11 protein-coding genes are annotated in these 12,783 nt (G+C 70.3%); 8 read left to right on the forward strand and 3 right to left on the reverse strand.

Annotated elements, in window-relative coordinates; all coding sequences use genetic code 11:
• Nucleotides 1-53 precede the first annotated feature (53 nt).
• Entirely contained in the window at nt 54-743 is a 690-nt protein-coding gene (locus ACJMKZ_RS18245; RefSeq protein WP_405234661.1) for an ABC transporter ATP-binding protein, read from the forward strand.
• Between the two features lie 6 nt (nt 744-749).
• Here the strand turns inward: ACJMKZ_RS18245 and ACJMKZ_RS18250 are convergent, their stop codons facing one another.
• A complete protein-coding gene (locus ACJMKZ_RS18250; RefSeq protein WP_405234662.1) occupies nt 750-1,307 on the reverse strand; it encodes a DUF2062 domain-containing protein in 558 nt (185 codons plus the stop codon).
• 65 nt (nt 1,308-1,372) lie between these two features.
• On the opposite strand from ACJMKZ_RS18250, the gene ACJMKZ_RS18255 reads away from it, so the two are divergent.
• Genes ACJMKZ_RS18255 through kdsB form a run of 6 tightly spaced genes read left to right on the forward strand, consistent with a single transcriptional unit; the run spans nt 1,373 to nt 8,291 of the window.
• Nucleotides 1,373-3,667 (forward strand): DNA internalization-related competence protein ComEC/Rec2, encoded by a 2,295-nt coding sequence (locus ACJMKZ_RS18255; RefSeq protein ID WP_405234663.1) that lies wholly within the window; start codon nt 1,373-1,375, stop codon nt 3,665-3,667.
• A 36-nt stretch (nt 3,668-3,703) separates the two neighbouring features.
• The gene (locus ACJMKZ_RS18260; protein ID WP_405234664.1) at nt 3,704-4,330 is read left to right on the forward strand and encodes a MotA/TolQ/ExbB proton channel family protein; all 627 of its coding nucleotides are present in this window, start codon (nt 3,704-3,706) and stop codon (nt 4,328-4,330) included.
• Nucleotides 4,327-4,743: an ExbD/TolR family protein gene (locus ACJMKZ_RS18265; RefSeq protein WP_405234665.1), complete on the forward strand. Its 417-nt coding sequence runs from the start codon at nt 4,327-4,329 to the stop codon at nt 4,741-4,743. Before ACJMKZ_RS18260 ends, ACJMKZ_RS18265 begins: the two co-directional genes overlap by 4 nt.
• Before the next feature lie 7 nt (nt 4,744-4,750).
• Complete coding sequence (gene msbA, locus ACJMKZ_RS18270; RefSeq protein WP_405234666.1) at nt 4,751-6,511, forward strand: lipid A export permease/ATP-binding protein MsbA; 1,761 nt, start codon at nt 4,751-4,753, stop codon at nt 6,509-6,511.
• Nucleotides 6,512-6,513: 2 nt separating this feature from the next.
• Entirely contained in the window at nt 6,514-7,503 is a 990-nt protein-coding gene (gene lpxK, locus ACJMKZ_RS18275; protein WP_405234667.1) for a tetraacyldisaccharide 4'-kinase, read from the forward strand.
• 32 nt (nt 7,504-7,535) lie between these two features.
• The gene (kdsB, locus tag ACJMKZ_RS18280; protein ID WP_405234740.1) at nt 7,536-8,291 is read left to right on the forward strand and encodes a 3-deoxy-manno-octulosonate cytidylyltransferase; all 756 of its coding nucleotides are present in this window, start codon (nt 7,536-7,538) and stop codon (nt 8,289-8,291) included.
• 3 nt (nt 8,292-8,294) lie between these two features.
• Here the strand turns inward: kdsB and ACJMKZ_RS18285 are convergent, their stop codons facing one another.
• The gene (locus ACJMKZ_RS18285; RefSeq protein WP_405234668.1) at nt 8,295-9,440 is read right to left on the reverse strand and encodes a glycerate kinase family protein; all 1,146 of its coding nucleotides are present in this window, start codon (nt 9,438-9,440) and stop codon (nt 8,295-8,297) included.
• 126 nt (nt 9,441-9,566) lie between these two features.
• On the opposite strand from ACJMKZ_RS18285, the gene ACJMKZ_RS18290 reads away from it, so the two are divergent.
• Nucleotides 9,567-10,022, forward strand: a complete 456-nt coding sequence (locus ACJMKZ_RS18290; RefSeq protein WP_405234741.1) for a low molecular weight protein-tyrosine-phosphatase — start codon at nt 9,567-9,569, stop codon at nt 10,020-10,022.
• Between the two features lie 34 nt (nt 10,023-10,056).
• Here the strand turns inward: ACJMKZ_RS18290 and ACJMKZ_RS18295 are convergent, their stop codons facing one another.
• On the reverse strand, nt 10,057-12,771 hold the full coding sequence (locus tag ACJMKZ_RS18295) for an Rne/Rng family ribonuclease (RefSeq protein ID WP_405234669.1): 2,715 nt from the start codon (nt 12,769-12,771) through the stop codon (nt 10,057-10,059).
• Nucleotides 12,772-12,783: the final 12 nt, after the last annotated feature.

The following is a 12,783-nucleotide window of genomic DNA, read 5'->3' on the forward strand; positions in this document are numbered from 1 at the left end:
TGGCGGCGGCAGGCGCTGCGGCGAAAGCACAGGATTGGCAAGGGAAGAGGACATTGACGGAACGGACAGAGCCGGTCATCGAGTGCCGGGGACTGAAACGCAGCTTCCGCGAAGCGGGCGGCGAGCTGACGGTGCTGGAGGGCGTCGATCTCACGGTGGCGCCCGGCGAGCGGGTGGCCATCGTCGGCGCTTCCGGCTCGGGCAAGACCACGCTGCTGCAGCTCCTCGGCGGGCTGGATGCGCCGACCGCCGGCGAGATCAGCATCTGCGGCAGGGCGATGCACCGGCTCGGCGACGGTGAACGGGGCCGGCTGAGGAACGAGGCCATCGGCTTCGTCTATCAGTTCCATCATCTGCTGCCGGAGTTCACGGCGCAGGAGAATGTGGCCATGCCGCTGCTGATTCGGCGGGTGGAGCGCGCGAGCGCGCTGGAATCCGCGCGGGAACTGCTGGCGCGGGTCGGGCTCGCCGAGCGGACGCACCACAAGCCCGGCGAGCTGTCGGGCGGCGAACGCCAGCGGGCGGCCGTGGCCCGTGCGCTCATCACCCGGCCGCGGGTCGTGCTCGCCGACGAGCCCACGGGCAATCTGGACGGACATACCGGCGAGCATGTGCTGGACCAGATGCTGGCGCTGAATCGCGAGTACGGCACGAGCCTGGTGATCGTGACCCACGACCTCGGCATCGCGGCGCGGATGGACCGGCAGCTGGAGCTGAAGGACGGCCGGCTGGCGGCAGACTGACGGTTTTCAGGGCAGGTCGCTTTCGTCGGGCCCGTCGCCGTCATCGCCGGCCGCGCGGGCCGCGCGGCGCCGTCGCGCCCGGACGTAGCCGCTGACCGACAGCCGCCAGATCAGGTTGAGTGAGAAATAGCCCACGGCGGCGGTGGCGCTGCCGAGTATGAAACAGCCCAGCAGGAAGGGCTGCCAGATGCCTACCATCTCCGTGACCGAGTCGGCGGGGATGTCGACGTTCGCCCGGGTCCTCATCTCCAGGATGGCGGCGCCGACCCGGTAGGCCGCGTAGTAGAAGGGCCCCATGGTCACCGGGTTCGTGATCAGCGTAGCGAGGACGGCGACAGGGATGTTCACCCGCAGGGCCAGCGCGACCAGCGCCGCGATGATGCTGTGCCCCGGCACGGGGATCCACGCGCAGAACAGCCCCACGCCCACCCCCGGCACGATGCTGCGCCGGCGGGTACTCCAGATGCGCGGCTCGTGCAGGATGCGCTCGAACGGGCGCATGTACCACTGCCGTGCCACGGCATGTCGGTCGAAATTCAGGCGGCGAAAGAAGCGTCTGGGCATGGTCCCTGCAGGGCGCGGTGTCCGGGCGACGTCATCTTAACGGATCGGGGCAGGGGATTCCGACGATGGCACGCACGGCTCTCGCCCTTCTGGCTGGCATGCTGCTCGCGGCCCGTCTGCCCGCCCTGCCGCCGTTGTGGCTCATCCTCGCCGGTCTCGCCCTGGGTGCTGCCGGCCTGCTGCTGCGTCCGGCGCGCCTGCCGGCCGTCGTCCTCGCCGGGGCTGCCTGGTTCGCGCTGCACGCCCACTGGCAGCTCGCCGACCGCCTGCCCGCGGCCGACGACCGCCAGGAGGCTGCGGGCGAGTTCGTCATCGAGGACTTTCCCCGCCGGCGCGGCCGGGCGGTCACCTTCGTCGTCCGCAGCGCCGATCCGGCGCTGCCGGCGCGGCTAAGGCTGAACTGGTACGAACCGGGGTCGGTGCCGCGCATCGGCGAGCGCTGGCACTTCACGGTGGTCCTGCGCGCGCCCCGGGGGCTGGTCAACCCGGGCGGTTTCGACTACGAGCGCTGGCTCTTCACGCGGGGCATCGGTGCCACCGGCTACGTGCGCGGCGAGGGACGGCTGCTCGGCGGACCCGGTCCGGGGCGGCTGGCCTGGTGGCGCTCGCGGCTCGAGAGCGCCCTTGCGGGCGTGCTGCCGGAGGGGGCCGGCCGCGGCGTCATGGTGGCGCTGGCCACCGGCAGCCGGCATCGGCTGGATGCGGCGTCGACCGAGGTGTTCCAGGCGACCGGCACCTCGCACCTGATGGCCATTTCCGGGCTGCACGTGGGGTTGGTCGCCGGACTGGTTTTCGCCCTGGCAGGCCGCTTGCCCGCTGTCGGCGGCAGGGACCGCGCCGCCCTGCTGGCGCTGGCCGCGGCCACGGCCTACGGTCTGCTGGCCGGCTTCGGGACGCCAGTGCGCCGGGCGCTCCTGATGCTCGGCACCGTGGTACTCGCCGGACGCTGGCGTCGGCCGATCGGGCCTGCGACCGGGCTCGCGCTGGCGCTGATCGTCGTCCTGCTCGTGCAGCCACTCGATTGCCTCACGCCCGGTTTCGCGCTCTCCTTCGGGGCCGTAGCGGCGATACTCGCGATCGCGGGCAGCGACGCCGCTGCAGCGGATACCGCCGTGGCGGCCGGCCGGCTCCGGGCCCTGGCGTCGCTGCAGTGGCGGCTCTGGGTACTGCTGGCCCCGCTGACGCTGCTGTTCTTCGACCGGGTCGCGTGGTCGGCCATCCCGGCCAACCTCGTCGCCATCCCGGCGTTCGGTCTGATCATCGTGCCGGCGACACTGGCCGGCGGCGTTACGGCCGCCGTCGGCGGGATTCTGGCCCGTCCCGCCGCCTGGCTGCTGGCCCTGACCCACGAGGCTCTCGGTCTGGTGCTCGCCTTGCTGGAGCGGCTGGCGGCGTTACCCGGCGCCGGTTATCAGCCGCCGGGCCGCGGTCCGATCGTAATCTCGTTCGCCGCCCTCGCCACGCTGTCACTGTTGTTGCCGCGGTGTCTCCCCGGGCGATGGATGCCCGCATGGTTGACCCTGTCGCTCGTGCTGTGGCGCGGGAGTGCGGTGCCTCCCGGTTGCGTGCGGGCAGACGTGCTGGACGTGGGGCAGGGGCTCGCGGTGGTCGTCCGCACGCGCAATCACGCGATGCTCTACGATGCGGGTCCGGCCTATGCCAGCGGCTCCGATGCGGGGGAGCGGGTGGTCCTGCCGGCGCTGCGCGCGCTCGGTGTGCGGAACCTCGACCTGATGATGCTGAGTCATGCCGACAATGATCATGCCGGCGGCGCGGCGAGCGTCGCCGCCGCCGTGCCGGTGGCGCGGGTGGCCAGCGGCGAGCCGGGCGAGCTGAGCGGCCTGGAAGCCGACGCCTGCGAGCGCGGGCGCAGCTGGTCCTGGGATGGCATCGGCTTCCGCGTGCTCTGGCCGGCCGCAGCGGGCGCCGCCGGCAATGACGGCTCCTGCGTGCTCGAGGTGAGTGCCGGCGGCCGCCGCCTGCTGTTGCCGGGCGACATCGAGCGCGACAGCGAGCGGCGGCTGCTGGCGGCGGGGGAGGTGCAGCGGGCGGACGTGGTGCTGATGCCTCATCACGGCAGCGCCACCTCGTCGAGCGCGGCACTGGTGGACGCGCTGACACCCCGGTTCGCGATCGCCACGGCGGCCTGGCGTAACCGCTGGGGCTTCCCCCGGCCGGAGATCGCCCGTCGCTGGCAGGCGAGCGGGGCTCGTGTAATCAGCACCGGCGACTTCGGGGCGCTCGCGGTCACGCTCTGCAGCGAGGGCCGCGAGCCCGAAATCGCTGCGCGCAGGGAGTCGCGGCGGCGGCTTTGGTCGGCGGCGCCGCCGGCCGAGGCTTCTGGTCCCGGCAGTTCCTAGCAGGTATATTTCCGTTTTCTGGCGCAGCCTTGGATTATGGTCGAAATCATCAAAGCCGGCGGCTGGCTGATGCTGCCCATTATCCTGTGCGCGGTCCTCGCCATGGGCATCATGCTGGAGCGGCTCTGGTCCCTGAAGCAGGAGCGGGTGGTTCCGCAGGACCTCACGGCCCGTGTCTGGGGCTGGATCAAAAAGAACGAACTCACCCAGAGCCACATCCAGTCGCTGCACCAGGGCTCGCCGCTGGGCCAGATTCTGGCCGCGGGCCTGGTCAACCGCAATCGGGATCGGGCGGTGATGAAGGAGAGCATCGAGGATACCGGCCGCCACGTCGTCCACGAACTCGAACGCTACCTGGATACCCTCGGCACGATTGCCGCGATCTCGCCATTGCTGGGGCTGCTCGGCACGGTGGTCGGGATGGTGGAGGTCTTCACGGCAATCACCACCCAGGGCGTCGGCGATCCCGGTGCGCTCGCGGGCGGCATCTCCGAAGCGCTGATCACCACGGCCGCGGGACTCACCGTGGCCATCCCGTCGCTGATCGGTTACCGCTACTTCCGCAGCCGCGTGGATGCGCTGGTGGTGCAGATGGAGAAAGAGGCCCTGAAGCTGGTGGAAGCCGTGCAGCGGCGCCGCGACGCGGGACAGCGTCAGCCATGAATCTCGCCACCCGGCCGAAGGAGGAGCCCGAGGTGAACCTGACGTCGCTGATCGACGTCGTGTTCCTGCTGCTGATCTTCTTCATGGTCTCCACCAGTTTCGTGAAGGAGTCCCGGCTCACTATCACGCTGCCCGAGGCCGAGAGCGAGGCGCCGGCGGCGGAGGCAGAGCGCCTGGAAGTGGCCATCACCGCGGCCGGCACTGTCCTGGTCAACGGACGGGAACTGGTCAACAACAGCCCGGTCACGCTGCGCCGCGCCCTATTGGAGGTTTCCGGCGGCGACACCGGGCTGCCGGTCACCATCGTCGCGGACGCCGACGCCCGCCACCAGTCGGTGGTGACCGTGATGGACGTCGCCGGCCGCATGGGCTTCGTGAAGATCGACATCGCCACGGTCGCCGGCGAGGACTGAGCGGGGCATGGCCGTCGTCTCCGTCGACTCTCACGGGCTCTCCGTCTATCGGCGCCTGCTCGGCTACACCGCGCGCCACCGGCTGGTCCTGATTCTGGCCGGCATCGCCATGGCGCTCTCGGCGCTGGTGGAGGCGGGCATCGCGATGCTGATGGAGCCGCTGATGGACGAGACGCTGCTCGCGCGCAACGAGAGTGTCGCCTCCTGGATGCCGATCGCCTTCGTCGCCGCTTTCCTCGTGCGCGGCATCGCAGGCTTCGGTTCGGAGTACGGCCTGGGCTGGATCGGGCGCCAGATCATTACCAAGCTGCGCGACGAGACCTTCGACAAGTATCTGGTGCTGCCTGCCTCGTTCTTCGATACGCGTTCGTCCGGGCCGCTGCTGTCGAAGATGACCTACAACATCGAGATGGTGGCCGAGTCCGCCACCAACGTCGTGACCGTGCTCATCCGCGACACGCTGAAGATCATCTCCCTGCTGGCCGTGATGATCTACCAGAGCCTGATCCTCACCGCCTTCGTCGCGCTGGTGGTGCCGCTGATCGCGGTGCTGATCGGCTACCTCAGCAAGACCTTCCGCCGCTACTCCCAGCGGATCCAGAACTCGGTGGGCGACGTCACCCAGGTGACCGAGGAGGCCGTGCAGGGCCACCGGGTGGTGAAGGTGTTCAACGGCCAGGACTACGAGCGCCGGCGCTTCGGTGCGGCCAACGAGAACAACCGTCGTCTGAACATGAAACTGGTCGTCGCCAAGGCCGGCGGCATCGCCGTGACCCAGATGCTGTTCGCGGTCGGCGTGGCGGGCGTGGTGTATGTCGCCGGCGTGCAGTCGTTCGCCGGAGAACTAACGCCGGGCACGTTCACGGCATTCATGACGGCGATGGTATTCCTGCTCGACCCGCTGCGCCGGCTCACCAACATGAATGCGCCGCTGCAGAGGGGCATCGCCGCCGCCGACAGCGTGTTCGAGGTGCTGGACATGGAGGCGGAGCAGGATACGGGCACCTGGGAAGCGGACCGGGTTGCCGGCAAGGTGGAGTTCCGCGACGTCAGTTTCGCCTACGCCGAGGAGAAGGGCGTGGTGCTGAGGGACGTGAACCTCACGGTCGAGCCCGGGCGCACCGTCGCCATCGTCGGCCGGTCCGGCAGCGGCAAGTCAACGCTGGTGAGCCTGCTGCCGCGCTTCTACGAGACCGACACGGGCGAGATCCTGCTCGACGGGCGCCCCGTGCGCGACTACACCCTGGCGAGCCTGCGCGCACAGATCAGCCTGGTGAGCCAGGACGTGGTGCTGTTCAACGACACCATCGCCAGCAACCTGGCCTACGGCGCGGCCGGCGGGGTCGATCGCGCCGACATCGAACGGGCCGCGGAGCACGCCTACGTGATGGAGTTTGTCCGGGAGCTGCCGCTGGGGCTGGAGACGGTCGTAGGCGACCGGGGCGTGCTGCTCTCGGGCGGCCAGCGCCAGCGCATCGCCATCGCCCGCGCGCTGCTGAAGAATGCGCCCGTGCTCATCCTGGACGAGGCGACGTCCGCGCTGGACAGCGAATCCGAGCGGCGTATCCAGCGCGCGCTGTCCGAACTGATGGAGGACCGCACGACCCTGGTGATCGCCCACCGGCTGTCGACCATCGAGAACGCGGACCTGATCGTCGTCATGGAGGCGGGCCGGGTGATCGAGACCGGTACCCACGAGGAGTTGCTGCGGCGCGAGGGGCCCTATGCCATGCTCCACCGCATGCAGTTCAGCGATAGCCAGGCCTGAGGATGCGCCGCCGGCTGGAAGACGTCTGGTACGGTGACGGTTCCGGCGGCCTGCTGCTGCGCCCGCTGGGGGCGCTCTTCGCCTTGCTGGTGGGCCTGCGGCGCCGGCTGTTCGCGGCGGGCGTGTTGCCGCGGCACCGGGTGGGCGCGCCGGTGATCGTCGTGGGCAACATCAATGTCGGCGGCACCGGCAAGACCCCGCTGACACTGTGGCTGGCGCGCCGGCTCGCCGAACGCGGCCGGCACCCGGGCATCGTCAGCCGTGGCTACGGCGGCGAGCCGGGCCCGAGCCCGCTGCGGGTGGAGCCGGATTCCGACCCGGCGCGCGTAGGGGACGAGGCGCTCATCTTCGCCCGCCATGCCGGCTGCCCGGTCTACGTGCATCCGGACCGCGTGGCGGCCGCCAGGGCCGCCGTCGGGGCGGGCGCCGACGTGATCATCGCCGACGACGGCCTGCAGCATTATCGGCTGGCCCGGGACTTCGAGATCGCCGTGGTCGATTTCGACCGGGGCCTCGGCAATGGCCGCTGCCTGCCGGCCGGCCCGCTGCGCGAGCCGCCCGCGCGGCTCGACACCGTCGACCAGGTCTTCAGCCAGGGCCTGACCGGTATCGATCACGCCATCGGCTTCACCCTGCGCCCGGAAGGGGCCGTGAACCTGGACGACGGCTCCCGGCGCGACCTCGCGGAGTTCTCCGGTCAGGCGGTCTATGCGATCGCGGGCATCGGCAACCCGGCGCGGTTCTTCCGCATGTTGCGTGACGCCGGAATGAAGGTGATCGAGCACCCGCTCGCAGACCATGCGGAGCCGTCGCGGCAGGAGCTGGACCCGCCGGATGCCCTGCCGGTATTCATGACCGAGAAAGACGCGGTGAAGGTGGCTGACCGCGCCGGCCGGCGTCACTGGTACGTGCCGGTGACTGTCCATATGGATGCGGCGACGGCGTCCGCATTCCTGGAGAAACTGGATGAGCGACTGGATGCGGCATCATGAATCATAGCGCCGACAGCGGCGGCGGTGTCTCCGTGCCATTCCACGTGGTCATACCGGCGCGCTACGCCTCCGAGCGGCTGCCGGGCAAGGCGCTCGCGGACATTGCAGGCCGGCCGATGATCCACCACGTGTGGGAGCGGGCGCGGGAGAGCGGAGCCGACAGCGTGATCGTCGCGACGGACAGTGAGCGGGTGCTCGAGGCGGCGCAGGCATTCGGCGCGGAAGCGGTCCTTACCCGCGAGGATCACGCATCGGGCACCGACCGCATCGCCGAGGTGGCCCGCAGGCGGGGCTGGTCCGACGAGACGATCGTCGTCAATCTGCAGGGAGACGAGCCGCTAATGCCGCCCGCGCTGATCGGCCGTGCGGCCTCGTTGCTGGGGGAGGGCGGGGCGGACATCGCCACGCTGGCCGCCCATCTGCACGACGTGGACGAGTTCCACGACCCCAACGTGGTGAAGGTGGTGGCGGACGAGACCGGCCATGCGCTGTATTTCAGCCGCGCGCCGATCCCGTGGCCGAGGAGTTCCACGGCCGAGCCGGAGCGGGCGGCGCCCCGTCACGCGCTCCGCCATCTGGGTCTGTATGCCTACCGCTGCGCCGCGCTGGCCCGCCTGGTGGACGCCGCGCCCGCGGAACTGGAACTCACGGAGCGGCTGGAACAGCTGCGTGCGCTTTATCTCGGCCTGCGCATCCGCGTCGGCGTGGCCGGAGAGCTGCCCGCACCGGGCGTCGATACGGTGGCGGACCTGGAGCGGGTCCGGCAGATCCTCTCCGAGCGGCTCTGACTTTCAGCGGGCGCCGGTGCGGTCCAGCGCCGCCTGGCCCGCCGCAGCGGCCAGCAGCGAGGAGGCGCGCCGCATGCTCTCGCGGGTTGTCAGGCCGGGTCCGATCAGCCGCCATTCGTCGAGGCCGGCGGACAGGACGGCGTCGGCGTCCGGTCCCGCCGCCCCGACCAGGGCCACTGTCGGCACGCCCCGGGCGGCGGCGGCCCTTGCAACTCCCAGGCAGGCCTTGCCGGCGAGGGTCTGCCCGTCGATCCGGCCTTCGCCCGTCAGGCAGAGATCGGCTCCCTGCAGGCGCTCGTCGAAGCGGCAGGTCTCCAGCACGCGCTCGATGCCGGATTCGAGCCGCGCGCGGGCGAATACCGCGAGCCCGGCGCCGAGACCGCCGGCGGCACCGCCGTAATCGAGGGTGGCCATGTCCGCACCCAGCTCCCGCCGCACGAGGCGGGCGAGGTGGGTAAGCCCTTCCTCCAGCTCCGCGACGCCCTCCGGGTCGGCGCCTTTCTGCGGCCCGAAGACCGCGGCCGCACCCGCGGGTCCGAGCAGCGGCGCGTCCACGTCGCAGGCGCCGATGACCTCCGCGCGGGCGAGGGCCGCATCCGCGCCGCCGGTCTCGAGGTGGAGGACAGAGAGGAGGTCGCCGCCGGACAGCGGGGATTCGAGCACGCGGCCATTGGCATCGCGGAAACGCCACCCCAGGGCCTGAGCCATGCCGCAGCCACCGTCCACAGTGGCGCTGCCGCCCAGCCCCACGATCAGGCGCCGGGCGCCGGCACGGACGGCGGCGAGCATCAGTTCGCCCACGCCGAAGGTGGTCGTCCGGCGCGGGTCTCGTCGGGTCCTCGGCACGAGTTGCAGTCCGGCGGCCGCAGCCATCTCTATGACGGCAGTACCGGGATCCACCAGCCCCCAGCGGGCGACGACGGGCTCGCCGCAGGGACCGGTCACGGGACTCTCGCGGTAGTCTCCGCCGAGGCCGGTGACCAGAGCGTCCACGGTCCCTTCGCCGCCATCCGCCACCGGGCAGACGTCCACCTCGGCGTCGGGCAGCGCGCGACGCACGCCGTCGGCCATGGCGGCCGCGGCCTCCGTGGCGGACAGGCATTCCTTAAAGCTGTCGGGTGCGCAGACGACCTTCACGCTGGCGATCACTTCTCTCCGGTCCGGCCGGTGTCGATGTTATAGAATCCCGGAGTTCTGAATGTAGCAAGGCGGCAGCCTGGGAGCAGAGCGACGGTGGCGGAAACGAGCGACAAGGTCTCGGTACTCTTCGTCTGCATGGGCAATATCTGCCGGTCGCCCACCGCGGCCGGCGTGTTCCGCAAGCTGGTGGCCGACGCGGGGCTGGAGGAGTTCGTGCACATCGACTCCGCCGGTACCCATGCCTACCACACGGGCGAGCCGCCGGATCAGCGGGCGGCCGCCGCGGCGGAGCGCCGCGGCTTCGACCTCTCCGGCCAGTCCGCGAGACGCGTGACGGCGGAGGACTTCGAGCGCTTCGACTACGTTCTCGCGATGGACCGGGACAACCACGAGATCCTGCTGGGCGCCGCGCTCGAGGACCATCACGGCAGGATCCGCCTGTTCCTGGAGTTCGGCAGCGATCCCTCCCGGCAGGAGGTGCCGGATCCCTATTATGGCGGCGCGGTGGGCTTCGAGCGCGTGCTCGACCTGGTGGAAGACGCCGCCCAGGGCTTGTTGCGGGACGTCCGGGCAAGGCTCGGACGGGCCTGAGCCGGCTCCCGCCGACCCCGGCCCGCCCGGTCGTTCAGGGCTTGTCGCCGTCGTCCTCGGGCGTGGAGGACCAGACGGTGTAGCGCTTGTCCGGATCGGAGCGGATGGGCATCTCCCACGGCAGGAGCCTGTCTTGGTCCGCCGGCTTTGCCTGGCGGCCTGTGTCTTTCTCTGGCGCCTCGGTCGTCTTCGCCGCCTCGCGTCCGGCAGGCGGTGAGTTCGCCGCTTTCGTGCCGGCGTCGGCGCCGCGCCCGCGGCCTCGACCATTACCGCCGTCGCCGTCGGCATTGCCGTCGCCGTTGGCGGGGGTCGGTTTCGCGGCTGCGCCCGCCTGGTCCGGTCGGTCTTTCCTCTCTGCGGCTTTGCCCTCGGGAGCTGGCCGGTCGGGAGCTGCGGATTTTTCCGCCGCCGCCGGCTGCCCGACAGGCGCCGGCTTTGCCTCGGCCGAAGGCTTGTCCGCTGCGCCGGAATCCGCCGCCGCAGGCTTCTCCGAGCGGCCGCGGTCGCCGGAACTCTCGCCGGCGCCCCGCGCGTCGCCGCCGTCGGCGCCGCGCCGGGGTTCCGGTTTCGCGTCCTGTTGCGGCTTGCTCTCGTCGGCCGCCTTGTCGCTGCCACCCTCGCCGGGGCCGGCCTGCTGTTGACCGTCCTGCCTCGGCCCGCGCCGACGACGCCCGCGCCCACGGCTGCCACGGCGCTTCTTCTGGCCGCCTTCGCCGGCCGCGCCTTTCTGTTGCTGGCCTTCGTTCTGGCCCTGGCCCTGGTTCTGGGCCTTCTTGTCGTCCGCGCTCTCCTTGCCATCCGCGGCGGATTTCTGCGGTTTCTCGCCCTGCTGGCTCTTGCCGTCGGTCTTGCGGCCCTTGCGCGCGCCGCTCTTCTTGCCGCCGCGACCGCGCTGTTCGTCGCCATCCTTGCGGGCCTGCTGCTGCTTGCCCTTGCCGGCCTTGCCGCTCTTGCCGCTGGTGCTGCCCTGGCGGGACCGGGAGGAGGCCGGGCGCTTGCCCGAGTCCCGCTTCCCGCGGGTCTTCCTGCCGCCGCTGTCCTCGTCGCCGGTAGCGAACAGATAACGCCACAGGCGGACGAACAGGCCGGGCCCCTGGGGACCCTGAGGCTGGTCTTCCGCCAGTCGCTGGGGCGGCGGGGCAGGAGCGGACGGGATGATAGCCGTCACCGCGGGCTTTTCCACCGGCTTTTTGTCCGCCTGCCAGGACGGAACCTCGTCCTCGCCGTCGACGGCCGCCAGCTCGTAGCTGACGCCGGTGTTCTCCGGCAGCAGCGTCTGGTCGTCGCGCACGCGGCGGATGGAGTAGTTGGGCGTCTCCAGATCCGGGTTCGCGACCAGCAGCAGTTCGACCTCGTTACGGTCCTCGACGTTCTGCACCCAGTCCCGCTTCTCGTTCAGCAGATAGGTGGCCACGTCGACCGGCAGCTGGGCGATGACCTTCGCGGTGCGCTCCTTGCGCGCCTCCTCGCCGACCAGGCGCAGGATCGCCAGCGCGAGCGACTCCACGCCGCGAATGTTGCCGGTACCGTTGCAGCGGGGGCAGATCTGGTGGCTGGACTCACCGAGCGACGGCCGCAGGCGCTGACGGGACATCTCCAGCAGCCCGAAGCGGGAGATCTTGCCGATCTGTACCCGGGCGCGGTCCATGCGCACGGCCTCGCGCAGCCGGTTCTCGACCTCGCGCTGGTTCTTCTGCGGGCCCATGTCGATGAAGTCGATGACGACGAGTCCGCCCAGGTCGCGCAGGCGCAGCTGACGCGCCACTTCGTCCGCCGCCTCCAGGTTGGTGTTGAGCGCGGTGCTCTCGATGTCCTCGCCCTTGGTCGCCCGTGCCGAGTTGATGTCGACGGAGACCAGCGCCTCGGTGTGGTCGATCACCAGGCTGCCGCCGGAGGGCAGGATCACCGAATGGGCGAAGGCCGATTCGATCTGGCTCTCGATCTGGTAACGGGTGAACAGCGGTACCGCGTCGTCGTAGTACTTGAGCTTGCGCAGGTTGTGGGGCATCACCCGCTCGACGAACTCCCGGGCCTCGTTGTAGGCCTTGGTATCGTCGACCAGGATCTCGCCGATGTCGTTCGTGAGGTAGTCGCGCATCGCCCGGATGATGGCGTTCGATTCCTGGTAGATCAGGAACGGGGAGGGTCGTTCGACGACCACCTTCAGGATGGCCTCCCAAACGGCGAACAGGTTGTCCAGGTCCCACTTCAGTTCCTCTGCGGAACGGTCGATGCCCGCGGTGCGCACGATGATGCTCATGCCGTCGGGGATCTCGAGTTCTTCCAGCGACTCGCGGATCTGCTCGCGGTCCTCGCCGACGATGCGGCGGGAGACGCCGCCGGACTTCGGCTTGTTCGGCTTCAGGACGAGGAAGCGCCCCGCCAGGCTGACGAAGGTGGTCAGCGCCGCGCCCTTGGTGCCGCGCTCCTCCTTGTCGATCTGGACCACGATGTCCTGGCCCTCGCGCAGCACGTCCTTGATGCCGGGACGGCCGCTGCCTTCGGGCTCCTTGACGTAGTACTCGGGAGAGACTTCCTTGAATGGCAGGAAGCCGTGCCGTTCTGCCCCGTAGTCGACGAAGGCCGCTTCGAGGCTGGGTTCGATCCGGGTGATCTTGCCCTTGTAGATGTTGGCTTTTTTTCGTTCCTGTGACGGGGTCTCGATATTAAGGTCGTAGAGCCGCTGGCCGTCGACCAGCGCCATGCGCAACTCTTCTTCCTGAGTTGCGTTCACCAGCATTCTTTTCATATTGCCCTGCTT

The organism is Lentisalinibacter salinarum (genome assembly GCF_040706555.1).
GTDB classification, from domain to species: domain Bacteria; phylum Pseudomonadota; class Gammaproteobacteria; order Steroidobacterales; family Woeseiaceae; genus Lentisalinibacter; species Lentisalinibacter salinarum.

Bases quoted from the DNA above. Each gene is read 5' to 3' on its own strand.
- ACJMKZ_RS18250 (WP_405234662.1), bottom strand. From the start codon at position 1,307: ATGCCCAGACGCTTCTTTCGCCGCCTGAATTTCGACCGACATGCCGTG.
- ACJMKZ_RS18265 (WP_405234665.1), top strand. From the start codon at position 4,327: ATGAATCTCGCCACCCGGCCGAAGGAGGAGCCCGAGGTGAACCTGACG.
- ACJMKZ_RS18290 (WP_405234741.1), top strand. From the start codon at position 9,567: ATGGGCAATATCTGCCGGTCGCCCACCGCGGCCGGCGTGTTCCGCAAG.
- ACJMKZ_RS18260 (WP_405234664.1), top strand. From the start codon at position 3,704: ATGGTCGAAATCATCAAAGCCGGCGGCTGGCTGATGCTGCCCATTATC.
- ACJMKZ_RS18255 (WP_405234663.1), top strand. From the start codon at position 1,373: ATGGCACGCACGGCTCTCGCCCTTCTGGCTGGCATGCTGCTCGCGGCC.
- msbA (WP_405234666.1), top strand. From the start codon at position 4,751: ATGGCCGTCGTCTCCGTCGACTCTCACGGGCTCTCCGTCTATCGGCGC.
- lpxK (WP_405234667.1), top strand. From the start codon at position 6,514: ATGCGCCGCCGGCTGGAAGACGTCTGGTACGGTGACGGTTCCGGCGGC.
- ACJMKZ_RS18295 (WP_405234669.1), bottom strand. From the start codon at position 12,771: ATGAAAAGAATGCTGGTGAACGCAACTCAGGAAGAAGAGTTGCGCATG.